The organism is Spiribacter salinus M19-40 (genome assembly GCF_000319575.2).
In the GTDB taxonomy this organism is placed as follows: Bacteria; Pseudomonadota; Gammaproteobacteria; order Nitrococcales; family Nitrococcaceae; genus Spiribacter; species Spiribacter salinus.
The window spans coordinates 239,276-262,758 of record NC_021291.1 but is presented as its reverse complement, the minus strand read 5'-3'; the positions used below and the strand labels follow the sequence as shown (position 1 = coordinate 262,758).

22 protein-coding genes and 1 tRNA gene are annotated in these 23,483 nt (G+C 63.1%); 17 read left to right on the top strand and 6 right to left on the bottom strand.

The genetic code is table 11. The features are described from left to right. Nucleotides 1-58: 58 nt before the first annotated feature. From xth to SPISAL_RS01260, 4 genes are read left to right on the top strand one after another with little or no spacing between them, the layout of a single operon-like run. Nucleotides 59-838, top strand: a complete 780-nt coding sequence (gene xth / locus SPISAL_RS01275; protein ID WP_016352661.1) for an exodeoxyribonuclease III — start codon at nucleotides 59-61, stop codon at nucleotides 836-838. A gap of 4 nt (nucleotides 839-842) precedes the next feature. Next, nucleotides 843-2,321 (top strand): 4-hydroxy-3-polyprenylbenzoate decarboxylase, encoded by a 1,479-nt coding sequence (gene ubiD / locus SPISAL_RS01270; RefSeq protein ID WP_016352660.1) that lies wholly within the window; start codon nucleotides 843-845, stop codon nucleotides 2,319-2,321. Next, on the top strand, nucleotides 2,318-3,331 hold the full coding sequence (locus SPISAL_RS01265) for a CDP-6-deoxy-delta-3,4-glucoseen reductase (protein ID WP_016352659.1): 1,014 nt from the start codon (nucleotides 2,318-2,320) through the stop codon (nucleotides 3,329-3,331). Before ubiD ends, SPISAL_RS01265 begins: the two co-directional genes overlap by 4 nt. A 22-nt stretch (nucleotides 3,332-3,353) precedes the next feature. Continuing rightward, nucleotides 3,354-4,112: an MlaA family lipoprotein gene (locus tag SPISAL_RS01260; protein WP_016352658.1), complete on the top strand. Its 759-nt coding sequence runs from the start codon at nucleotides 3,354-3,356 to the stop codon at nucleotides 4,110-4,112. On the opposite strand, the gene SPISAL_RS01255 is transcribed toward SPISAL_RS01260, so the two are convergent. Further along, the gene (locus SPISAL_RS01255; protein ID WP_016352657.1) at nucleotides 4,100-4,738 is read right to left on the bottom strand and encodes an HNH endonuclease; all 639 of its coding nucleotides are present in this window, start codon (nucleotides 4,736-4,738) and stop codon (nucleotides 4,100-4,102) included. The genes SPISAL_RS01260 and SPISAL_RS01255 overlap by 13 nt on opposite strands. Nucleotides 4,739-4,943: 205 nt before the next feature. Between SPISAL_RS01255 and SPISAL_RS01250 the strand changes: the two genes are divergently transcribed. Genes SPISAL_RS01250 through SPISAL_RS01235 form a run of 4 tightly spaced genes read left to right on the top strand, consistent with a single transcriptional unit; the run spans nucleotide 4,944 to nucleotide 8,318 of the window. After that, entirely contained in the window at nucleotides 4,944-6,074 is a 1,131-nt protein-coding gene (locus tag SPISAL_RS01250; RefSeq protein WP_016352656.1) for a Re/Si-specific NAD(P)(+) transhydrogenase subunit alpha, read from the top strand. Then, nucleotides 6,074-6,382, top strand: a complete 309-nt coding sequence (locus tag SPISAL_RS01245; RefSeq protein WP_016352655.1) for an NAD(P) transhydrogenase subunit alpha part 2 — start codon at nucleotides 6,074-6,076, stop codon at nucleotides 6,380-6,382. The genes SPISAL_RS01250 and SPISAL_RS01245 overlap by 1 nt, the downstream gene beginning before the upstream one ends. Next, nucleotides 6,379-7,872, top strand: a complete 1,494-nt coding sequence (locus tag SPISAL_RS01240; protein ID WP_016352654.1) for an NAD(P)(+) transhydrogenase (Re/Si-specific) subunit beta — start codon at nucleotides 6,379-6,381, stop codon at nucleotides 7,870-7,872. The genes SPISAL_RS01245 and SPISAL_RS01240 overlap by 4 nt, the downstream gene beginning before the upstream one ends. Before the next feature lie 17 nt (nucleotides 7,873-7,889). Then, a complete protein-coding gene (locus SPISAL_RS01235; RefSeq protein WP_016352653.1) occupies nucleotides 7,890-8,318 on the top strand; it encodes a hypothetical protein in 429 nt (142 codons plus the stop codon). Here the strand turns inward: SPISAL_RS01235 and SPISAL_RS08630 are convergent. Beyond that, nucleotides 8,306-8,869: a TIGR02444 family protein gene (locus tag SPISAL_RS08630; protein ID WP_081633195.1), complete on the bottom strand. Its 564-nt coding sequence runs from the start codon at nucleotides 8,867-8,869 to the stop codon at nucleotides 8,306-8,308. The two genes, SPISAL_RS01235 and SPISAL_RS08630, sit on opposite strands and share 13 nt — an antisense overlap. Nucleotides 8,870-8,936: 67 nt before the next feature. Here SPISAL_RS08630 and SPISAL_RS01225 point away from each other — a divergent pair, with 67 nt between their 5' ends. The 3 genes from SPISAL_RS01225 (at nucleotide 8,937) to SPISAL_RS01215 (ending at nucleotide 13,594) form a co-directional block, all read left to right on the top strand. Beyond that, nucleotides 8,937-11,126 carry a primosomal protein N' gene (locus SPISAL_RS01225; RefSeq protein WP_016352651.1) on the top strand — a complete coding sequence of 730 codons (2,190 nt, stop codon included), beginning with the start codon at nucleotides 8,937-8,939 and terminating at the stop codon, nucleotides 11,124-11,126. Between the two features lie 68 nt (nucleotides 11,127-11,194). Continuing rightward, nucleotides 11,195-12,955 carry an arginine--tRNA ligase gene (gene argS / locus SPISAL_RS01220; protein WP_016352650.1) on the top strand — a complete coding sequence of 587 codons (1,761 nt, stop codon included), beginning with the start codon at nucleotides 11,195-11,197 and terminating at the stop codon, nucleotides 12,953-12,955. Nucleotides 12,956-12,958: 3 nt separating this feature from the next. Beyond that, nucleotides 12,959-13,594, top strand: coding sequence for an SPOR domain-containing protein (locus SPISAL_RS01215; RefSeq protein WP_016352649.1), 636 nt, complete (start codon nucleotides 12,959-12,961; stop codon nucleotides 13,592-13,594). Here SPISAL_RS01215 and SPISAL_RS01210 read toward each other — a convergent pair. From SPISAL_RS01210 to SPISAL_RS01200, 3 genes are all read right to left on the bottom strand, one after another. Next, nucleotides 13,591-14,475, bottom strand: a complete 885-nt coding sequence (locus tag SPISAL_RS01210; RefSeq protein WP_016352648.1) for an NAD(P)-dependent oxidoreductase — start codon at nucleotides 14,473-14,475, stop codon at nucleotides 13,591-13,593. The genes SPISAL_RS01215 and SPISAL_RS01210 overlap by 4 nt on opposite strands. A gap of 107 nt (nucleotides 14,476-14,582) precedes the next feature. Beyond that, nucleotides 14,583-15,830: an ammonium transporter gene (locus SPISAL_RS01205; RefSeq protein ID WP_016352647.1), complete on the bottom strand. Its 1,248-nt coding sequence runs from the start codon at nucleotides 15,828-15,830 to the stop codon at nucleotides 14,583-14,585. Nucleotides 15,831-15,852: 22 nt separating this feature from the next. Further along, nucleotides 15,853-16,191, bottom strand: a complete 339-nt coding sequence (locus tag SPISAL_RS01200) for a P-II family nitrogen regulator (RefSeq protein WP_016352646.1) — start codon at nucleotides 16,189-16,191, stop codon at nucleotides 15,853-15,855. Between the two features lie 242 nt (nucleotides 16,192-16,433). Here SPISAL_RS01200 and ubiK point away from each other — a divergent pair, with 242 nt between their 5' ends. From ubiK to SPISAL_RS01180, 4 genes are all read left to right on the top strand, one after another. Next, a complete protein-coding gene (gene ubiK / locus SPISAL_RS01195; RefSeq protein ID WP_016352645.1) occupies nucleotides 16,434-16,706 on the top strand; it encodes a ubiquinone biosynthesis accessory factor UbiK in 273 nt (90 codons plus the stop codon). Between the two features lie 50 nt (nucleotides 16,707-16,756). Continuing rightward, nucleotides 16,757-18,250, top strand: a complete 1,494-nt coding sequence (locus SPISAL_RS01190) for a YifB family Mg chelatase-like AAA ATPase (protein ID WP_016352644.1) — start codon at nucleotides 16,757-16,759, stop codon at nucleotides 18,248-18,250. A 68-nt stretch (nucleotides 18,251-18,318) separates the two neighbouring features. Continuing rightward, nucleotides 18,319-19,581 (top strand): D-amino acid dehydrogenase, encoded by a 1,263-nt coding sequence (locus tag SPISAL_RS01185; RefSeq protein ID WP_016352643.1) that lies wholly within the window; start codon nucleotides 18,319-18,321, stop codon nucleotides 19,579-19,581. Nucleotides 19,582-19,605: 24 nt separating this feature from the next. Next, nucleotides 19,606-21,591 (top strand): cation:proton antiporter domain-containing protein, encoded by a 1,986-nt coding sequence (locus SPISAL_RS01180; RefSeq protein WP_016352642.1) that lies wholly within the window; start codon nucleotides 19,606-19,608, stop codon nucleotides 21,589-21,591. A 1-nt stretch (nucleotide 21,592) separates the two neighbouring features. On the opposite strand, the gene SPISAL_RS08625 is transcribed toward SPISAL_RS01180, so the two are convergent. Further along, entirely contained in the window at nucleotides 21,593-22,105 is a 513-nt protein-coding gene (locus tag SPISAL_RS08625; RefSeq protein WP_016352641.1) for a c-type cytochrome, read from the bottom strand. Nucleotides 22,106-22,216: 111 nt separating this feature from the next. Here SPISAL_RS08625 and SPISAL_RS01170 point away from each other — a divergent pair. Both SPISAL_RS01170 and SPISAL_RS01165 read left to right on the top strand, forming a co-directional pair. After that, a tRNA-Arg gene (locus SPISAL_RS01170) sits at nucleotides 22,217-22,293 on the top strand. Between the two features lie 76 nt (nucleotides 22,294-22,369). Continuing rightward, nucleotides 22,370-23,392, top strand: coding sequence for a histone deacetylase family protein (locus SPISAL_RS01165; RefSeq protein WP_016352640.1), 1,023 nt, complete (start codon nucleotides 22,370-22,372; stop codon nucleotides 23,390-23,392). The last annotated feature ends 91 nt before the right edge of the window (nucleotides 23,393-23,483 follow it).

Below are 23,483 nucleotides of genomic sequence, written 5' to 3'. Positions count from 1 at the left end.
TCATTGGCAGCGGTTACAATCCCCAGTTGGTGTCAAACCCCCATAGGAGCCCTGCGCTGTGAAAGTTGCCTCCTGGAACGTCAACTCCCTGAACGTCCGCCTGCCCCACGTTCTCGATTGGCTCGAAGCCGCTCAGCCGGACATTCTCGGACTGCAGGAAACCAAGCTCACCGACGAGAAGTTTCCGAGCGAGGCGATCCGTGAAGCAGGCTATGAGGTCGCTTATGCTGGGCAGAAAACCTATAACGGCGTTGCCGTGCTCGCCCGCTCGCCACTTAACGACGTCATGACCGACCTTCCGGGGCTGGAAGACCCGCAGCGCCGCGTCCTGGGCGCGACGGTGGATGGCCTGCGGTTTATCAACCTCTACGTCCCCAACGGCAAGGCGGTGGGCAGCGACAAGTACGAATACAAACTGGGCTGGTTGGACAAGCTTCAGGCCTGGCTAGCCGCCGAGCTTGAACGGCATGAGCGGGTGGTGGTGGTTGGCGACTTCAACATCGCCCCGGCGGACGCCGACGTGCACGACCCAGAGGAGTGGCATGAGCAGATTCTGTGTTCGACACCCGAGCGCAAGGCATTGGGCCAGATTCTCGATCTCGGCTTCACCGACAGTTTCCGGGCCTTCGAGCAGCCGGAGCGCGCGTTCTCATGGTGGGATTACCGAATGAATAATTTCAAGCGCAACCGGGGGCTGCGAATCGATTTGATTCTGACCAGCCCGGCCGTTACCGCCGAACTGCGCACCAGCACCATCGAGCGCGATCCCCGCACCTGGGACCGGCCTTCCGATCACACACCGGTTGTCGCCGAATTCGCGCCTGACGGGAGCGGATAAGCCGATGCAGTACAAAGACCTCCGAGACTTCATCAGCCAGCTTGAGGCACGCGGTGAACTCAAGCGGGTCACAGCGCCCGTCGATCCAGCCCTGGAGATGACGGAGATTTGCGACCGCACCCTGCGCCAGGGTGGGCCAGCCATTCTTTTCGAAAACCCGGTAGGGCATGACACACCCGTACTGGGCAATCTCTTCGGCACGCCGGAGCGCGTCGCCCTGGGGATGGGCGCCGAGAACGTCGAAGCCCTGCGTGAGATCGGCGAGCTGCTGGCCTTTTTGAAATCACCTGAACCGCCGAAGGGCATGCGCGAGGCCTGGCAAAACCTGCCGGTCTTTCGAAAAGTGCTCGATATGGCGCCCAAAGTTCGGCGCAGTGCGCCCTGCCAGAAAAACGTGCTTGAAGGCGAGGCCGTCGATCTTGGTCAGCTCCCCATTCAAACCTGCTGGCCAGAGGATGCCGGTCCACTGATTACCTGGGCGCTCGTCATCACCCGCGGCCCGGGGCAAAAACGCCAGAATCTCGGGATCTATCGCCAACAGGTCATCGGGCGCAATCGCGTGATCATGCGCTGGCTCTCCCATCGCGGCGGCGCCCTGGATTTTCGTGACTGGCAGCAGGCTCACCCCGGCGAGCCCTTTCCGATTGCCGTTGCCCTGGGCGCCGACCCCGCGACCCTGCTCGGTGCGGTTACACCGGTCCCCGACAGTCTGTCCGAATACGCCTTCGCCGGGCTACTGCGCGGCAGTCGCACGGAGCTGGTGAATTGTATTGGCTCCGATCTGCAGGTACCCGCGTCAGCGGAAATCGTGCTCGAGGGCCATATCCACCCCGGTGACATGGCCCCGGAAGGCCCATTTGGCGATCACACCGGGTATTACAACGAGGTGGATGACTTTCCGGTATTCACCATTGATCGCATCACCCATCGCGATGACCCGATCTATCACAGCACCTACACCGGCCGTCCGCCTGACGAGCCGGCGGTGCTGGGCGTGGCCCTCAACGAGGTGTTCGTGCCCATCCTGCAGCGGCAGTTTCCCGAGATCCTGGACTTTTACCTGCCCCCCGAAGGCTGCAGTTATCGCATGGCCGTCATTAGCATGAAAAAGCAGTATCCGGGGCATGCCAAGCGCGTCATGATGGGGGTCTGGTCGTTCCTGCGGCAGTTTATGTACACCAAATTCATTATTGTGGTGGACGAGGATGTGAACGCCCGGGCCTGGGAAGATGTCATTTGGGCCATGACCACACGCATGGACCCCGCACGAGACACGGTGACGGTCGAGAACACCCCCATCGACTACCTCGATTTCGCCTCGCCTGTCTCCGGGCTCGGCTCGAAGATGGGGTTTGACGCCACCAGCAAATGGCCCGGAGAAACGGATCGAGAGTGGGGCCGCGCGATCACCATGGATGCGGCCATCAAGGCCCGCGTCGATGAACTCTGGCCCGAGCTGGGCCTCGACAAGGAGACCCGATGAGTTATCAGGTCCGCATCGAAGATACCGACCACGCCTTTAACGTCGACGAGGGCGAAAGCGTCATCGACGCCGCCCTTCGGAGCGGTTTGATGCTGCCCTACAGCTGTCGCAATGGCACGTGTGGCACCTGCAAAGGCGAGCTCGTTGAAGGCGCCATCGCCTATCCCGATGGCCTGCCACCCGCCATCGACGCCAGCGAGGATGCCGCGGGCAAGGCCCTGTTCTGTCAGGCCAGAGCCAGCAGCGACCTCGTCATCCGGGTCCAGGAAGTCCGGGAAGCCGGCGATATTATTCCGCAGCGGCTACCCGCCCGTGTGGAGCAGATCGACGACCTCGCACCGGATGTCCGCCGAATTTTCCTGAAACTGCCCCGCGATAAGCATTTGTCCTTCCTCGCCGGGCAATATCTGGACATCCTGCTCCGCGGCGGCCAACGCCGCAGCTACTCGCTCGGCAACGCACCCCGGGAGGACGGCCTGCTGGAGCTGCACGTGCGCCATCTGCCCGGCGGCGTGTTCTCGGAATACGCCTTCACCACCATGCAGCCCGGTGCTTTGCTGCGCTTTGAAGGGCCACTTGGCAACTTCTTTTTGCGCGAAGACAGCGACCGGCCAATGATTCTGATGGGTGGGGGCACCGGTTTCAGCCCTGTCAAAGGCATTGTGGAGCGCGCCCTGCAGGTCGGCACGACCCGTCCGATGCACATTTACTGGGGTGCACGCGCTGAGCCCGACCTCTACCTGAACCAACTGCCACGCCAGTGGGCCGAGCAGCATGGCGCCATCGATTACACGCCCGTGCTCTCCGAGCCCGCCAGCGACGGTGATTGGGCGGGTGCCACGGGTTTTGTTCACCACCAGGTCCTGGCTGACCATCCGGACCTGAGTGGCTTTGATGTCTACATGAGCGGGCCACCGCCCATGATTCATGCCGCCCGCGATGAATTCACCGCTGCAGGACTGCCAGCTGACCGGCTGTTCTACGATTCATTCGAAGCCGGTGGCGATTAAGCCGCGCTCACGGAGAGAGCCCATGAGACGATTCCACGGCCTGACGGCCCTGCTCCTGGTCGTTGTTCTGACCGGTTGCAGTACCACCACAGATCCCGATGCGACGAATGACCCGGCCGAGGAGTTCAATCGTGGGGTCTATGCCTTTAATGAGGAATTGGACACCTATGTCCTCAAACCCGCCAGCGAAGGCTGGACTCGGGTCACCACCTCAGGCGTGCGACGCGGCGTCGATAATTTCTTCAGCAACCTTCAGGCGCCGGGGTACATTCTCAACGATGCCCTACAGGGCAAGGCGGCGGGTGCAGGCCGTCAATCCGTTCGCTTTGTGATGAACAGCACCGTCGGCGTGCTCGGGATTTTTGACCCGGCCGACGCCTGGCTCGGCTTGGAGCCGCGCCCGGAGGACTTCGGCCAGACACTCGGGGTTTGGGGTGCCAACTCGGGGCCCTACCTCGTACTGCCGCTCTTCGGGCCTTCCAACGGCCGCGATGTCACGCAGTACCCAGTCGCTCACTACACGAACCTCATGACCTACATCGCGCTGGACACGCTCACCATGGGCAGTCTGACTGCCATCAACGTCGTCAACACACGCGCCAGGGCCGATGGAGCCGCGCAACTGCGAGACGACTCTGCCGTCGACCCCTACGTGTTTACACGCTCAGCTTATCGGCAGTATCGACAGGATCAGATCTACGACGGGAACCCGCCGCTTGAAGACGATCCTTACGCCGAGTTCTTTGACGAAATGGACTCGGACAGCAATCAGGCGGAGTAGCCGATCGGCGCCAGCTCGAGCGCCGTCTCATCGACCAGCGGCTGAAGGCGTTCCCGCAGTGGGCTCCGGCGCGGGAAATGCGCCCGCAGAAAAGCCATCTGGTCAGCCAGGATTCGTCGACCCTGCAGATAGACATACTCGGCATGCGTGGGTGTGAACGGCACGGCGAGCAGCTGCATACCCGCTTGCTCGGGTGTCCGGTTGCCCTTGAGATTGTTGCAGCGCTTGCAGGCTGTCACCACGTTGGTCCAGACATCTGCACCACCCCGGCTGATCGGCTTGACGTGATCGCGAGACAGCTCCCGCTCACGGCGAGACTCGCCGCAGTACAGACACAAATGGTCATCACGCCGAAACAATGTGGCATTGTTGAGCGGCGGGACATACGCAGGATTACCCTTGAGCGTGGCTTGCATGGCCCCCACCGTGGCGACAATCGAATTGACCTCGATGACGCTGCGTTGGCCAGACCGGGCGTTGTAGCCCCCGTGAATGCGATAGAGCCCTCGGCCGCAGGTGTAGACCACCTGATCGAGGGTGTAGAGACGAACCGCGTCCTGGTAGGTAATCCACTCAAGTGGCATGCCCGAGACGTCGGTCCGCAGGATGTGGTGCTGAAGCGTCATCACGCTGCTGCCCCTTTTCCCGTGCCGGTGTCACCGCGACAACGTTCTGTCATGATCATCTAATGCCTGACGCTAATGTGCAAGCGTTACGCCCTGATGACGATGGGCTGACTTGACGGTCCCGGGGATGTTTCGCTGCACAGATTCTGTAGAATTACCGGCTCGCCGGTCGAAACAGACCAGTCTACGGACAGGAGACAACCTGATGAGCATCACCATTGCTGTCCCCAAGGAAACGGCCAGCGGCGAGCGCCGCGTTGCGCTCGTGCCCAGCGTGCTCAAGTCACTCGACAAGCTCGGAGTGGACGTGCGCATCCAGCGCGGTGCCGGAGAAGCCGCTGGGTTCACCGACGATCAATACGAAGGGGTCACTTGGGCTGACAAGGCCAATGATCTGTATGACGGCGCGGATGTCATCCTGCGCGTCCAGCCACCCTCAGTCGAAGAGGCCGGCAAGCTGCCCGAGGGCAGTATCGTCATGGGCTTTATGACACCGCACGAGGGCGATAGCCGCATTCGCAACCTGTGCAAACGCAAGGTGACCAGCTTTGCGCTTGAACTGGTCCCCCGCATTACCCGGGCCCAGGGCATCGACGCCCTGTCCTCGCAGGCCAACCTGGGCGGCTATAAATGCGCGCTGCTCGCCGCCCATCTAAGCCCGAAGCTCTTCCCGATGCTCACCACGGCCGCCGGCACGGTGCGCCCCGCGCGTGTCGTGGTCATCGGCGCGGGTGTTGCCGGGCTCCAGGCGATTGCCACGGCCAAGCGGCTTGGCGCCATTGTTGAGGCCTACGATGTCCGTTCGGCCACCAAGGAGCAGGTCGAATCCCTTGGGGGTAAGTTCATCGATACGGGCGTCAGCGCGGAAGGCGAAGGCGGTTATGCCCGTGAGCTCACCGACGAGGAAAAGGCCAAGCAAGCCGAAGTCCTGGCACAGCACATTGCTCAGGCTGATGCCGTGGTCACCACCGCAGCGATCCCCGGCCGCCCGGCGCCGAAGCTTATTGACAAGGCCACAGTCGAGCGCATGAAACCCGGCGCGGTCATTGTGGATATGGCCGCCGAGACAGGCGGCAACTGCGAACTCACCGAGGCCGGCAAGGACGTCGAGCACGGCGGTGTCATCATCGCCGGGCCGAAGAACATTCCCAGCATGGCCGCCACGCATGCCAGCGAGATGTACGCGCGTAACCTCCGTAATCTGCTGGATCTGTTGATCAAGGATGGGGAACTGCACCTCGACTGGGACGATCAGGTGATCGCCGAGAGCTGCCTGACCCATGAGGGCGACGTTCGTCATGCGCCTACCCGTGAGCGCATGGAAGGAGACAAGTAATGGCGATTGAAGGCTTTGTCGCAATCTATATTTTCATGCTGGCGGGCTTCGCCGGCTTCGAGGTGATCAGCCGGGTGCCCGTGATCCTGCATACGCCGCTCATGTCTGGCTCGAACTTCGTTCACGGCATCGTCGTGGTCGGCGCCATGGTGGTCCTCGGGCACGCCGAGAGCACGGCGGAGCAGATCGTCGGCTTTATTGCCGTCATCCTCGCGGCTGGTAATGCCGTCGGCGGTTATGTCGTCACCGAACGGATGCTCGAGATGTTCAAGAGCAAGGATGAGCAGAAGAAGGGGGCGCAGGAATGAATTTCATCGTCCAACTGAGTTATCTCATTGCCGCGGTCCTGTTCATCCTCGGGCTGAAGGCGATGAGCTCGCCGAAAACCGCCCGTCGAGGCATCGTCTGGGCCGGTGTCGGCATGGTGCTCGCCACACTCGTCACCTTCCTGCACCCCGCGGTGCAGGGGCTCACAAACACCATTCTCATCGTCATTGGCATTGCCGTGGCCGGCGGTCTGGCGTGGTGGTCAGGTCGTCGTGTGGCGATGACCGAAATGCCACAGATGGTCGCGCTCTACAATGGCATGGGCGGCGGCGCGGCCGCGGCGATCGCCGGTGTCGAGATGCTGCGGGCACTGCGCATGCTGCCTGAAGGCCTGCAATCACAGGCACAGGCCCTCGCCTCCGATGCGGGGATCAGCATGGCGGCTGCCGAGGCGGCGCTGCGAGCCGAGGGTGCGGGCAGTGCCAACATCGCCAGCGCGCTCGGGGCAGACGTGGCCATACTCGCTATTCTTGGCGCGCTGATCGGCACCGTCGCATTCTCGGGCTCACTCATCGCCTGGGCGAAGCTTGACGGGCGCATGAAGCGTAACAGCCTGGTGCCGGGTCAGAAGTACGTGAACCTCCTGGTGTTCGTGCTGGCCATCGTCTTTGGCATCATGACGTTCTTTACCGACAGCATCTTGGTGGTGACCCTCTTCTTTGCCCTGGGCTTGCTGTTCGGCGTCTTTGTCGCAGTCCCCATTGGCGGCGCGGACATGCCGGTCATCATTTCCCTTTTCAACGCATTGACCGGACTTGCGGTCGGCTTTGAGGGCTATGCCATCGGCAACCCGGCCATGATCATCGCCGGTACCGTGGTGGGTGCCGCAGGCACACTGCTCACCCAGCTCATGGCCAAGGCCATGAACCGCTCCATCACCAACGTCCTGTTCGCCGGCTTCGGTGCCGACACGCAGAGCGCGAGTGAGGCCCTCGAGGGCGAGATGAAAGACGTCAGCGCCGAGGATGCGGGCATCATGATGGCCTATGCCGAGCGCGTCATCATCGTGCCGGGCTACGGCATGGCGGTTGCCCAGGCTCAGCACAAGATGTGGGAGCTCGTTGAGCTGCTGCAGGATCGCGGCGTTGAAGTGAAGTTCGCCATCCACCCGGTGGCAGGGCGTATGCCCGGGCACATGAACGTGCTGCTGGCCGAGGCCGGCGTGCCATACGACATGATCTACGACATGGAAGACATCAACGAAGAGTTCGCGATGACGGACGTTGCCGTGGTGATTGGTGCCAACGACGTGGTCAATCCGGCTGCCCGTGATGATGCCGCCAGCCCGATCTACGGGATGCCGATTCTCAATGTTGATGAGGCGGAGAACGTGCTGGTCATCAAACGCGGGCGTGGCGCCGGCTTCTCCGGTGTCGAGAACGCGCTGTTCGTCGGCGACAACACCCGCATGGTGTTCGGCGATGGTCAGAAGGTGGCCAGCGGCATGGTACAGGCAGTTAAAGGGCTGTAAGTCCGACAGGAGTCAACATGAGCGATCCCGAGAAACAGCAGATCCTCGAGCAGCTCAACCTGGATAGCGATGGGCTGTATCAGGAAGAGAACTTCACCGACCGTCGAGTCGGCAGCATCCAGCGCCTGACCCCCGTCACGCAGGATGGCCAGCCGGATAGCAGCCGTTCGGTGCTGTTCGTTGGCTCCACCCAGGTCATGACACCAGCTGGCGCCCTGCCGCTCAACTTCGAGCTAGAGGTCGCCACACTGGAGGAGGCGCTGGCGGCCTTCCCGGAGGCTGCTCACACGGCGCTTGAGCAGACCATGGAGCAGCTCAAGGAAATGCAGCGTGAACAGGCCTCGCGCATCATGACGCCCGATCAGATGGGCGGTGGCGGCATGCCTGGCGGTGGTGGCGGCGCACCGGGTGGCGGCGTGCCAGGCGGCGGGATTCAGTTGCGCTGAGGTTCAGGTCGGCCAACGGCGCCATTCAGTAATGGCGCCAGAATCTGCTCAAGATCGGCCTCATCCTCGGATGAGGCCGATGCATTTTTGCCGGCCAGATAAACCAAGGCGTTGAGGCGGACGGCCTCTGTCCAGGGCAGCTCAGACAGACCGCTGGCGGCGTAGTCCGCCACCAGCAATTGTTGCTGTAACCGCTCAGCCTCAATCTCCCTGGCCTGCAAATCATGACGCAGCGCATGCGCGTCAGCCTCAATGGCCGGTGCCATGGCGCCGCGAACGCCCCGACGCGCCGCGCGCAGCGGCTCAATCACCGCCTGCTGAAAGTGTTCGGCCCGCGCCAGCGTCGCCTCCATGGCGTTTTTCTCCAACGCCGGGCGACCCGCCGCCGCGAGCCCGATGAGCGCCAGCAACGCGCTCACACCAACGCCTCGGCGGGCCTGGAGCGAGAGGCAGGCCGACGCAACACCCGGCTGGTCATAGAGCGACAAGGTGAACTGCCACACCGCCTCCGCCATTGCCCCAGTCGCCTCTGGATCTGACTCACGCTGCATTGCGCTAGTCTAGCAGTCTGTCCCTTCAGACTTGCGCGTACCTCAACCGAAGCCAACAATCCCCCCCATGGCGCAGACGATACCCGTTGCCGTTTCTGGCCCCTTTCCCCGATCGCTGGACTACCTGCCCCCGGAGACAGACACCCCACCGGTCGTCGGTGCGCGGGTGCGCGTCCCCCTGGGGCGCCGGCAGATGGTCGGTATGGTGACCGGACCACCGCGCGATCCCGGGCTCGCTGGACATCGCCTGCGGCAAATCACCCAGGTCCTTGATCTCCAGCCCCTGCTCGATTCCGAACTGCTCGGGCTGATTAGCTGGAGCGCGCGCTACTATCACCACCCCATTGGCGATTGCATCGCCACCGCACTGCCCGCCCGGCTACGCCAGGGTTATCCCGCCGAGCCAGCCAGCGAGACGCGCTGGCAGCTGACCCCGGCCGGCGACGAGGCGGACATCGAGGCCCTGCGACGCCGTGCACCGCGTCAGGCTGCGCTGCTGGACGCCCTGCGCAGCACGGATGACTTACCGGCCGGCCAGCTCGCCGGGTTGGGCGGGGATGCCCGAGGTGCGCTGCAGCGCTTGGTGGAGCGTGGGTATGCAACAGCCGTGGAACGGGCGGACTACGGGCTGATCACCGGTCGTGGGACGGAGGGGGCACCCGCGTTAAACCCCGAGCAAGCCCAGGCCACCTCCGCCCTCCAGCCCGGTGCTGGCCATCAGGTGACCCTCGTGGACGGCGTGACCGGTAGCGGCAAGACCGAGGTGTATCTCGATGCCATTGCCCGGGCGACGGCGATGGGCCTGCAATCGCTGGTCATTGTGCCGGAAATCGGGTTGACCCCTCAGCTGGTCTCACGGTTTCAGGCCCGGCTCAGTGCAAAGATCGCCGTCCTTCACTCCGGTCTGGCGGATGGCGAACGCCTGAACGCCTGGCTGGCAGCCGGCAGCGGCGCCGCCGATGTCATCATCGGAACGCGCTCCGCCGTGTTCGCTCCGCTTCGCCGGCCCGGACTAATCATTGTTGATGAAGAACACGACGCCTCGCTCAAACAGCAGGAGGGCTTTCGTTATTCCGCTCGGGATCTCGCGGTGATGCGTGCGCACCGCTTGGAATGCCCCATCGCCATGGGGACCGCAACACCCTCACTCGAGAGCCTGGCGAACGCCCGAGCGGGGCGCTACACCCATTACCGCCTGACTGAGCGGGCGGGCAATGCCCGGCCACCGCAACTGCGGCTGCTCGACATGCGCGGCCAGCCCACAACCGAGGGGCTATCGGCGCCATTGCTCAGCACGGTGCGACAGCATCTGGATAACGACGGACAGGTGCTTTTGTTTCTGAATCGCCGCGGCTTTTCCCCCACGCTGATCTGCCATGAATGCGGGTGGCTGGCTGAATGTGATCGGTGTGATGCCCGTTACACCTACCACCGTGGCCGCTCACGGCTGCACTGCCACCACTGTGACCGCGAAACCCCAGTGCCAGCGGTCTGCCCCAGCTGCAACAGCGTGGACCTACGCCCTCTCGGACTGGGCACAGAGCGCATCGAAGGCGCGTTACAGACAGCCCTACCCGATACGCCGATGGTGCGCATCGACCGCGACAGCACCCGGCAGCGCGGCCGGTTTGAGCAGCACATGGCCGCCGCCCAGCGCGGTGAAGCCCAATTGCTGCTCGGCACGCAAATGCTGGCCAAGGGCCATCACCTACCCGCGGTCACGCTGGTCGCGATCATCAATGCAGACCAGGGCCTGTTCGGGGCGGACTTCCGATCACCGGAGCGGCTCGCGCAGCTGGTTATCCAGGTAGCCGGTCGCGCCGGGCGTGCCGAGCGGGCGGGTGAGGTGGTCATCCAGACCCACCAGCCAGAGCACCCGTTACTCCAGACCCTGATTCACGGGGGTTACCCCGCATTCGCCGAGGCTGCGCTCACTGAGCGAGAGGCAGCCGGCCTGCCGCCCGCTCGGGCCATGGCGCTCATCCGTGCCGAGGCACCCGGCCAGACAGCCCCCCTCAACTTTCTGAAGGCCGCAGCAGCCACGCTGCCGACCGACTCATCAGTGGAAGTGCTCGGGCCTTACCCATCGCCGATGGAGCGCCGGGCCGGCCGCTACCGAGCGCAACTCATGCTCCAGGCCAATCAGCGCGGGACGCTTCAGGCGCTGTTAACAGACTGGCTGCCTGGCGTCTCGGCACTCCCCATGGCGCGACGGGTGCGGTGGTCGGTTGATGTCGATCCCGCCGAGATGCTGTAGGTGCTTGAACAGCGTGAGTCAGACCGGATAATGGAGCGTCTTTCGCTATCCGGACACGCCTTCCATCCATGAAAGAAGAACTCGCCGAACTGCTGCGTCAGGGCCTTCAGTCATACTGTTCCGCCAACGGCGCCGACCGTCCGGCTGACCTCGAGGTCCAGATCGAGCGAGGCCGGGGCAGTGACCACGGCGACTACGCCAGCAACCTCGCCATGCGGCTCGCCAAGCCATTCGGTGAGCGGCCCCGTGATCTGGCGCAGGCATTCGTCGAAGGCATGCCCACCCATCCCCATGTCGCCAAGGTGGAAGTGGCAGGTCCGGGGTTCATCAACTTTTTCCTGACCCAGGATGCAGCGGCGGCGGTCATCGCACGCATCCATCACGAGGGCCAGAACTTCGGACGCCGCCAACGCAACGATGCCGAGCGCATTCTGCTGGAGTTTGTCTCTGCCAATCCCACGGGACCGCTGCATGTGGGGCACGGCCGGGGTGCCGCATTCGGTGCCGCGCTAGGCAATCTACTGGAAGCCGCGGGGCAAAGCGTCCATCGGGAGTACTACGTCAACGACGCGGGTCGGCAGATGCACATCCTCACCGCCAGCGTCCTGGTTCGTTATCTCGAGCATCGGGGCGAAACGATCCCCTTTCCGGTCAACGGCTACCGCGGCGACTACATTCACACGATTGCCCGAGACCTCGAGGCAAAACAGGGAGAGCGCTACCGGATCAGCGCCAGCGAGCTGCTGGCGGATCTGCCGGCCGACGCCAATGCCGGTGGTGACAAAGAGCGCTACATCGATGCCCTGATCCATCGCGCCCGCGAGCAATTAGGTGAGACGCGCTATAACGAGGTTCGCCTGGCCGCTGTTCAGGCCATTACAGCCGACATCGCAGAAGACCTGGCGGCGTTTGGCGTGCACTACGATCGCTGGTTCAGCGAAGCGCAGCTGGTCGAGACTGGCGCCGTCGACCGGGCACTGGCACGACTGCGTGAGGCCGGCGCGCTCTATGAGGCGGAGGGCGCCGAGTGGTTCCGCTCAAGCGAGTATGGCGACGAAAAAGACCGGGTGGTGCGCCGGGCGGATGGCCAGGCCACTTACTTTGCCTCGGACATTGCCTACCACCTTGATAAATTCGAACGCGGTTTTCAGCGCGCCATTGATGTTTTCGGGGCAGATCACCACGGGTACATGGCCCGAGTGCGCGCCAGCCTGGCGGCCTTCGATCACGACACCAGTCGGCTTATCTTTCGGCTGGTGCAATTCGCTATCCTCTACCGCGGCCAGGAACGCCTGCAGATGTCGACGCGCTCGGGTGAATTCGTGACCTTACGGGCGCTGCGGGAAGAGGTCGGAAATGACGCCGCGCGGTTTTTCTATGTCATGCGCCGGCCTGAGCAGCACCTGGATTTCGATCTTGATCTGGCCAAGTCCCAGTCCAACGACAACCCGGTCTACTACGTCCAGTACGCGCATGCCCGTATCTGCAGCGTGCTCGGTCAGATGCAGGAGCGCGGGCAGGTGCATGACCTCGAGCGTGGATTAGCGCACGTCAACACGCTTGACGCCGATCACGAACAGGCGCTGATTAACGAGCTGGGTCGCTATCCGGAGTTGATCGACTCGGCGGCGGACACCCATGAGCCTCATCAACTCGCTCAGTATCTGCGCGAACTGGCGGGCGCGTTCCATACCTACTACAACGCCCACACCTTTCTGGTCGAAGACGATCAACTGCGGGACGCCAGGCTCGCCCTGATCACGGCCACGCGACAAGTGATCCGCAACGGACTGGCGATCCTCGGCGTCTCGGCCCCGGAGGCAATGTAGGCCATGGCAGACAAAACGCCGCCTCGAAAGCGGGCATCCAGCGGCGGCCAGGCGCGGCGGCCGAAAAAGCCGGTCAACGCCCGGCGTCTGCTCATGATCGGCTGGGCCAGTGGTCTGGTCATGGGGCTTTTCGTTGCCCTGATGGTGCATCTGGAGCACACCCGGCCAGAGACACCTGACACGGATGCCAAAAACCCCAGCAACGAACCGGCGAGCGCATCAGCCGAAGACGATGGCCCGCGTTTTGAGTTCTACCGCCTGCTGAGTGAGCAGGAGGTGGAAGTGGCGACACAAGAATCCGGCGCCGTGGACAACGCGGGTGCGCTCCCATCCCTGCGTGAACAGGATGGACCAGCGGCTGATCAAGACGCGAGCGACTCCGCACCGGCGGGTGACACCGAGCGCTACCTGTTACAGGCGGGCTCATTCCGCCAGGCGGATGATGCCGATGCATTGCGCGCCAACCTGGCCCTGCTCGGTATCGAGGCCCGTATACAGACGGTTGAATTGCCCGGCGGCGAAACCTGGCATCGCGTGCGCATCGGGCCATTCAGTAGCCTTGAAAACGTCAACACCGTCCGCCAGCGCATGGCGGGCCAGGCCATTGATGCCATCCTGCTGCGCGGAGGCGGCGGTTAAAGACTCTTGCGATTGCCCGTCTCGAACAGCTCGCGCTTGAGGCGGTAAAGCGCCGACATGTCCTCGTCGCCATGCCCCTGCGCCATCAGGCGGTCGTAGTGCTTAAGCGTCATCTCCACGAGCGGCAAGTTGACATCCAGCGACTGCAACAGCCGACGGCATAAATGCAGGTCCTTGTGGTGCAGTGCCATGCGAAAGCCTGGCTCAAAATCGCGGGCCAGTATGCGGGCACCGCGGCGCTCCAGTAGCCGGCTGCCAGCGGCGCCACCCGACAACACCGGCAGGAGCTGTTCAGCATCGAGGCCGCTTGCATCAGCAAAGGCGAGGGCCTCGCTGATGGCCTGGACCATACCCGCCGCGAGCACTTGGTTCACCGCCTTGGCGCGCTGACCATACCCCACAGGCCCCAGGTGCGTGACATGGCTGCCGAAGGCCAGAAGCGCCGGGCGAACCCGCTCGACCGCCGCTTCATCACCACCGGTCATGATCTGCAGGGTGCCGGCCTCAGCCCCCTCGGCACCGCCGGTCACCGGCGCGTCCACAAAGGCAGCCCCCACTGCGGCCACCTGTTCAGCAAGCGCCTCGGCGGTATCCACACCGATGGTGGAGGTATCCACGAGAACATGCCCAGGGCCCAGCGCCGGGCGCAGCGCCTCAGTCACTTCACGCACATCCTCATCCGCACTGACACAAATCAGAATGACCTCACACTGATGCGCAAGGTCCGGGAGATCATTGGCTTGCATGACCCCGAGATCTTCCGCGAGGGAGGCCGCCCGGGCCGGCGTGCGATTCCAGACGCTGGTCAGAAGACCCGCTCTCGACAGGTGCCGGGCCATCGCTGCGCCCATCACTCCCAACCCAACCATACCAACGTTCATGACCTGTTCCTCTTGATCCTGTGGCGCGGGAGTCTAACCCAGGCGGGCGGCCCCATAAAAAACGGGCGCCCGAGGGCGCCCGTTGCGTGCGGGGATGGCGATTCCCCTTACTGCGTCCGGGTAAACTCCGGATACGCCTCGACACCGCACTCCGTGATGTCCAGACCCGTTTCTTCCTCTTCCTCGGTCACACGGATGCCCATGACCGCCTTCAGGATGGTCCAGAGGATCAAGCTGACCACAAAGGTCCAGGCAAAGATCGAGACGATCCCGATGATCTGCGGACCAAAGCTGGCACCGTCGGACCAGAGAGGGACAGCCAGCACACCCCAGATACCCGCCGTACCGTGGGCTGAAATAGCACCCACCGGATCATCCAGCTTCAGCTTGTCGAGACCCACGATGGAGAACACGACCAGCACACCACCGACCGCACCGATCAGGCTTGCCACCAGCAGGCTGGGGACGTTCGGGCCGGCCGTGATAGCCACCAGACCGGCGATACCGCCATTCAGCGCCATCGTCAGATCCGCCTTGCCAAACATGAGCCGAGCGGTGATCAGTGCCGCAACCACACCGCCTGCGGCGGCGAGATTCGTGTTGGCAAAGACGAGTGCCACGGCGTTGGCCGAATCCACATCAGACAGCTTGAGCTCCGAGCCGCCATTGAACCCGAACCAGCCCAGCCACAGGATGAACACACCCAGCGTGGCCAACGGCATGTTGGTGCCCGGGATCGGCTTTACTTCGCCATTCGGGCCGTACTTGCCCTTGCGGGGACCCAGCACGATGACCGCTGCCAGCGCCGCGGCTGCACCGAACATGTGGACGATGCCCGAACCGGCGTAATCAGAGTAGCCGACCTCCGCCAGGAAGCCGCCGCCCCAGCTCCAGAAGCCCTGGATGGGGTAAATCACGCCCGTGAGGATCACCGTGAATAGCAGGAACGCCCAGAGCTTCATCCGCTCGGCTACGGCACCGGAGATGATGGACATCGCCGTTGCCACAAACACGACCTGGAAAAAGAAATCCGAGATGTTGGAGTAATAGGCGTCGCTGCCGCCCGCAATATCCGCTGCGGCGTTATCAGCTGCACCCAGCACCCCGCCAAAGGACGGAATCAGCGCGCTCACGCCCCCGCCATACATGATGTTGTAGCCCATTAGCATGTACATGATGCAGGCAATGGCATACAGAGAGACGTTCTTGGTCAGAATTTCCGTGGTGTTTTTCGAGCGCACGAGGCCCGACTCGAGCATGGTGAACCCCGCCGCCATCCACATGACCAGGGCGCCCGAAATGAGGAAGTAAAAGGTGTCCAGCGCGTAGGCTAGTTCGTTAAATTCTGCAGACATTTTTCAGACTCCCAGTGATTCTTCAGAGTGCGTCTTTATCCGTCTCGCCGGTACGGATGCGAATCGCCTGCTCCACCGGTGAAACGAAAATCTTGCCGTCACCGATCTTGCCGGTGTTGGCGGCCTTGCTGATGGCATCGGCAGCACGCTCGACAAGCTCATCGTCGAGCACGACCTCCACTTTCATCTTGGGGAGGAAATCGACGACGTATTCCGCTCCGCGGTAAAGCTCGGTATGGCCTTTCTGGCGGCCAAACCCCTTGACCTCGGTAACAGTGACGCCCTGAACCCCGATGTCCGAGAGCGATTCCCGGACGTCATCGAGCTTGAACGGCTTGATGATCGCTGTGATTAGCTTCATGGCTGATCTCCCATTGGGGCTTGGAGCGTTGGCTCCAGGCCCGTGGACGGTAAATACCCGCCTTGTCTAATGCAGGGACCGTGCCAGTTCGCAGAGCGACTCGAATCAGTGCAGCGCAAAACCATCCGCACAGTGTTTGTGCGCCAGGCGGGTGAGCTCAGCACCAATACGGTGCAAAAGAACGTTTGGGTTCGCCGACTGACCCCATTAAACTTGGAGACCGATTAACGGAGGACTCGCGCATGCTCGACCCGAAACAATTTGACGAAATGGCGAAGCGATTCGCAGAAGGCCTCCCGGCCGGTGTCCGAGACTTTCAACAGGAAGTCGAGAAAAACGCCCGGGTCGCCCTGCAGAGTGCCTTCAACCACATGGAGCTGGTGACCCGCGAAGAATTCGACGCCCAGGCAAAAGTGCTGGCACGTACCCGGGAGCGGCTGGAAGCGCTCGAGGCGCGTGTGGCCACACTCGAAGGCGGCGAGGCAGGCGCGGAGGACACCCCCAAGAGCGAGTAAACCCTCGCCGGTGACCCAATGACCTGCCATGCAGAAAGGAGCGCGCAGGTTTGTCACTGGCCATGGTTCGGGCGCGTGCCGCCCTGGGTATCGACGCCCCGTCGGTTGACGTCGAGGTTCACCTCGGCGGCGGCCTACCGTCTTTCTCGATCGTGGGGCTACCCAACACGGCCTTGCGGGAAGCGCGGGACCGCGTCCGCGGCGCGTTGACGACCAGCGGTTTCGAATTTCCTCGTCGGCGTATCACCGTCAACCTGTCACCAGCAGACTTGCCAAAAGACGGCGCTCGCTTCGACCTGGCGATTGCGCTCGGCATTCTGGCCGCCTCAGGGCAACTTAAACCAGCCTCACTCCAGGGCGGCGTCTTCAGCGCCGAACTGGCCCTCTCCGGTGCCCTGCGTCCGGTCCCAGGCACGCTACCCGTTGCCGTGCAGTGCACTCAGGCCAGCGAGTGGCTCGTTGTGGCCGCGGACAATGGCGAGGAGGCGGCGTTGGGCGGTGCCCGGGTTTATGCCGCCGCGCACTTGCTCGATGTCTGTGCGCATCTGCGCGCCTCTCCCTCACTGGTCCCTGTGACGGCGCCCTCAACGGGTGCGCAGCGCCCCAACAGCCCTGATCTGGCCGAGGTGCGTGGCCAACATCGAGCCCGCCGCGCACTGGAAATCGCCGCCGCGGGTGGGCACAGCCTGCTGTTCTGCGGCCCACCCGGTAGCGGCAAGAGCATGCTCGCTGCCCGGCTGCCGGGCCTGCTACCCCCGATGACAAACCACGAGGCACTGGAATCAGCGGCCATTCACTCCGTTGCCAAAGGGCGGATCGATGCCACTGCATGGGGTCAGCGCCCGTTTCGTCAGCCCCATCACACCGCCTCGTCCCGCGCACTTACTGGCGGGGGCCGGCCTCCGCGTCCCGGTGAGATTTCCTTGGCGCACCACGGCGTCCTTTTCCTTGACGAGCTCCCGGAATTCCCTCGGGACGCGCTGGAAGCGCTGCGAGAACCCCTGGAGACCGGCGAGATCCACGTCGCCCGTGTCGGCACACAGCTGCGTTTCCCCGCCCGCTTCCAGCTCGTGGCGGCCATGAACCCCTGCCCCTGCGGCTACTTGGGCGAGCAGCACACGGATTGCCGATGCACCCCGAATCAGGTGCGGCAGTACCAGAACCGCATCAGCGGGCCGTTACTCGATCGATTTGATATGCAGGTTGATGTCCCGCGCCTGCCCCCCACCGAACTCGAAGCGTGCGCCCCGGGTGAGTGCACCGCGACGGTCGCAGCACGGGTCGCAACGACCCGACGTCACCAGCAGGACGCCTATGGCAAAGCCGCTGCGGGGCTGGTCGGTGATGAACTGGAGCGACATAGCGCACTGGATCCGCAAGGCCAGTCCGTGCTTCGTCACGCCACAGAGCACTTCGCGCTCTCGGCCCGGGCCTGGCACCGCTGTCGCCGTCTTGCACGAACAATCGCCGATCTGGAGGGCAGCGACACCATCCGCGAACGCCACATTGCGGAGGCCCTTGGCTACCGTAAAACCGTGGGTTGAGCCCGCGGGGTGGCCTGATCGGCCCGATATCTGCAAGGCTATCAGCTGAATACAGGATAGGAGCCTTCGTGCAGGTCACAGTCTTGGGTGGCGGATTGGTTGGCGTAACGACGGCCTGGTATCTGCTCGATGCCGGCCACGAGGTCACGTTAGTTGACCGCGCCACGGAGCTGGCCGCAGAAGCGAGCCACGCCAACGGCGCCATGCTGCACGCCAGTCATACAGAGCCATGGAATACACCCCGGGCGATCGGGCAGTTGCTGCGCTGGATTGGACGGGAAGACTCCCCCCTGCTGCTGCGGCCAAGCGAGATACCCCGTATGGCGCGCTGGGGCCTGGGGTTTTTGCGCTACAGCCAGGCCCATCACCATGCCCGCAATACCCAGGTCAATGCGCGGCTGGCCACCTACAGCCTCCGCCTGATGCGCGAACTCGAGGCGCAGGTACCGCTCGATTTCACCCAAAGCCACGAGGGGATACTCAAAATCTTCCACACGCCGGAGGCGCTCGAGACCGCCAAAGCAGATACGGCGCTCATGGCCGAGGTCGGGGTGCGTCACGAAACGCTCGATGCCGCCGGCCTCGTAACACGGGAGCCCGCTCTCGCCGATATCCGCGAGAGCCTGAGCGGCGGGATTTTCTATCCCGACGACGCCAGCGGGGATGCGCGACTGTTCTGCCAGCGCCTGGGACAGATCGCCGTACAACGGGGACTTGAGCTGCGCCTCGGCGAGACCATTCAGCAGCTCCACTGTGCGCGTGGGCGGCTCACCGAGGTGGAAACCGATCGCTCACGCCTTAAAGCCGATGCCTTTGTCCTGGCCACGGGCGCTGAAGCCCCACAGCTCGCGAAACAGCTTGGCATTCGACTGCCGATCCGGCCGGTGAAGGGCTATTCAGCAACGCTTGATGTCAGCGACCTCGAGGGTGCCCCCCGGCTACCCATTATCGACGATGGCCGCAAAGTGGTGATTACCCGACTGGGCGATCAGCTGCGCATTGCCGGCACCGCCGAGTTCACGGGCTATGACACCACTGTGCGGCCCCGACGAGTGGCGGCTGTCATACGCCAGGGGCTTGCGAATTTCCCGCGCCTCGCCGCGCAGATCGATCCCGCTGAGGCGGACCAATGGGCCTGTCTGCGCCCCATGAGTATGGACGGCCCCCCCATTCTCGGCGAAAGTGGTGTCCCGGGTTGTTATCTGAACACGGGCGCGGGACACCTTGGCTGGACTTTTGCTGCTGGGGCCGGTCGCGTCGTCGCGGATCTGATTGACGGGAAAACACCCGCCATCGCGCTCGAGGGGCTGACCCTTGGGCGCTACGCCTAGCAACAGGAGGGACCAGAGACAACCATGGAGGGCCTGCACAGCATCCTTATCCTCCTGGCGGCTTCGGTTGTGGTGGTGGCCGTTTTCCGGCGACTCTCACTGCCGCCGATCATTGGTTACCTCGTCGTCGGTGTGGCGATCGGACCCAGCGCCCTTGGCCTGATTGAGGAAACGGCGGGCACACACTTGCTGGCCGAGTTTGGTGTGGTCTTTCTCCTGTTCACCATCGGCTTGGAGTTCTCCTTTCCGCAGCTGCATGCCATGCGCTGGGCCGTGGGAGTGCTTGGGTCTCTGCAAGTCACTCTTTCTCTGCTCGTCTTCGGCGCCATCGCCGCATGGTTGACCGGCGACATCGGCGTCGCGCTGGTGCTGGGCGGTGCGCTCGCTTTGTCTTCCACTGCAATCGTCACCAAACAACTGACCGAGCAGCTGGAAATCCACACCCGCCATGGCCGTCGTGCCGTCGGCGTACTGCTCTTTCAGGATCTGGCGGTGGTTCCCCTTCTCATTGCCATACCCATTCTGGCGGGCAGCAGCGATAACTCGCTGGCCAGTGAGCTTGGCCTGGCGCTTTTGAAGGGCATCGCGGTGTTTTCAGTCATGGTCTGGGTGGGGCGCAAAGCCCTGCGCCCCGTCTTCCATGAGGTGGCCGGCGCCCGCTCTAACGAACTGTTCACGTTAACGGTATTACTGATTGCGATCGCTGCCGCCTGGGCGACCCATCTGGCCGGCCTCTCCCTGGCGTTGGGGGCGTTCCTGGCCGGGATCATGCTCGGTGAAACCGAGTATCGGCACCAAATCGATGCCGACATTCGGCCTTTTCGAGACGTCTTACTCGGCTTTTTCTTTATCACGGTCGGCATGGTCATCGATCTCCCGGCGCTCATGACCGGGGCCCATTGGGTGTTACTGATTGCCGTTGGCATGATGGTCTTCAAGGGCCTGCTGATCTACGGCATTGCCCGCACCGTGGATGGGCCACTGGATGCCACGCGCACCGCCGTTATTCTGGCCAATGGCGGAGAGTTTGGCTTTGCGCTGATCGCCCTGTCCCTCAGTGCCGGGCTGATGGACACGGCCACCAGCCAGTACGTGCTGGCCGCGGTGGTCATCAGCATGATCGCCGCGCCTTTGCTGATTCGGCACAACGCCCAGTTAAGCGAGTGGCTCGGCGGCGCTCCCACCAACCCGATCGATCACGCAAGCGCCGCCTCGGATGTGACCCAGCTCGCCAACCCGCTGGATCACCACGTCATCATTTGTGGCTACGGGCGCACCGGTCAGAATATCGCGCGGCTCCTGGATGAGGAGGGGATCGGGTTTGTGGCCCTCGACCTGGATCCGCAGCGTGTCCAGGAAGCCCGAAGCGCTGGTGAGCCGGTCAGTTACGGAGACGTCGAGCGCCGAGAGATCCTGCAGGCGGCCGGGCTGGACCGCGCGCGAATGCTGGTTTTGAGCTTTGACGACCCACAACTCACCATCAAGGTGCTCGAACACACACGCACGGAGCGACCCGATTTGCCGGTTCTTGCCCGCGCCCGGGACGACCGGTGGATCGAGCGCTTTCAGGAAGCCGGCGCCACGGCGGTGGTTCCCGAGGTGCTTGAAGCCAGCCTGATGCTCGCCTCCCACGTTCTGGCACTGCTCGGCGTCCCAATGGCTCGGGTCTACCGCTATGTGCGCGATGTCCGGGGTGACCGTTATCGCCTGCTGCGCGGCTACTTCCACGGAGCTGAGCGGATCGATATGGAGAAATCCGATCGCTTCCGCGAGCAGCTCCATGCCGTCACCTTAAGCGGGAGCGCGCGTGCGATCGGCGAGCGGATTGCCGAGCTGGATCTCGAAAAACGGGGTGTTCGGGTGACCGCCGTGCGACGGGGTGGCATCAGAGGGCCACAACCCGACCCGGACACCGTTCTAAGAGAGGGCGACGTGCTGGTGCTCTACGGAACCCCCGAAGCGTTGGAACACGCCGAGCACACCCTTCTGGGAGGCGGCAAGGCGGCCTGACTCAGGACTCCGGGATTTCGAGACCCGTCTCGTCCTCAATCATGTATTCGATGGCGGCCCGAATTTCTTCTTCGGTAGCGGCACCACCCTGCGCCGGCATGTTGCCGTAGCCTTCTGAGACATGGGTCGTCAGTGTCTCCCAGCCCTTGCCGATGCGCTCACCCCAGCCGTCCTGATCGCCAATACCCGGCGCGTTCTGGAAATTCCCCTGATGACAGGCAATGCAGACGGCTTGGGTTACCTGCTCGCCGCTACGCACTTCCGTGACGCCGCCCTGCGCCTCGGCTTCCGCTTCGCCCGAGGCCACCGCTGGCGCTGGCTCGCCACTCAGGCGCACCGCATAGTCTGGCGCCAGATTGCGTTCCGCGCGCTCCTGAGCCAGCGCCTGCCGCTCGGCATCATCGCCGCCGGAGAAGGTGTTGACGACAATCAGCAATAAAATGGTGACACCGACTAACAGGCCGATCACCAGGGCGAAGTTACGCAGGAAAGTGCTATCCGAATCGGCGCTCACGGCCTGTCCCTCTCATCCGTTTTTTATGGCTACCAAAGTATAGCCAGTTTGTGTTGTGCGTAAAATGGGACTATGACCGCTCAACGCTTGTCGGTACACTCTCGAGTCGACGCGCCCGTAGCTCAGCTGGATAGAGCGTCGGCCTCCGAAGCCGAAGGTCACAGGTTCGACTCCTGTCGGGCGCGCCAATCCCTTTCCCCGTCCACTCTGATATCCTCCGGCGATCACTGAATCATAGACGTGTTCGAGGGGAGGCCGTTTGCCGTGAAAGCGTATTTCGACAGCCGTCAGGATCTGCATCATCCACGCACTTACTTCACGCGTGGGCAAATGCGCGCACCCCAGGAGATCCCCGAGCGCACAGGCCATATCCGATCAGGCCTGGAAGCGTCTGGCGTTGCGATGGCGCCGGTCGCCGATCATGGCATTCGCCCGATCAGCGCCGTCCATGATCTCGGCTACCTCCGGTTTCTGGAGAACTGCCACGCACGCTGGACAAGCATGCCCGATGACTGGGGTGACGAAGTGCTCTCCAATATTTTTGTGCGCTCACCCAATCCACTCCGGGGCATCCTCGCGGAAGCAGCGCGCTATCTGGCGGATGGAAGCTGCCCTGTCGGCGCGCATACCTGGGAAGCGGCTTACTGGTCGGCACAAGGCGCCGTTAACGCGGCCGAGGATATCCTGGCCGGAGAATCCATGAGCTTCGCCCTGTGCCGTCCGCCAGGACACCATGCCCGCGTCGACGCGGCCGGCGGTTTTTGCTACCTCAACAATGCCGCCATTGCCGCAGAGCACCTGCGTCAGCGGTTTGACCGGGTTGTGGTGCTGGATACCGATGTACATCACGGCCAGGGCATTCAAGAGATCTTTTATCAGCGTCAGGATGTGCTCTACCTCTCCATTCACGGAGACCCGACCAATTTCTACCCAGTGGTCAGCGGCTTTGAGGACGAGCGCGGTGAGGGGCAGGGTTTTGGTTACAACATCAACATGCCCTTACCGCATGGCGCTGATGCCACTGACTTCTCTGCCGCGCTCGATCAGGCGCTCGCGGCCATTCGTCTCTTTGCTCCGGATGCCCTGGTCTTCTCGAACGGCTTTGACATCTACCACGAAGACCCGCAGGCCAAGATTGGCGTCGGGGCCGAGGACATACAGCAACTTGGCGCCCGCGTGGCCGGTCTGGATTTACCTACCGTGGTCATTCAGGAAGGCGGTTATCACTACGACAGTCTGGCCAGCAATACGCGGCACCTAATCGCCGGGCTACAACAGCCAGCCTGACAATGCGCGGCAACATTCGTGACTGATGAGCACAGGCGATCATCCTGGAGCGCTATTCCGCCCCTGCCGAGAAATCCCTAGGATTATCGAT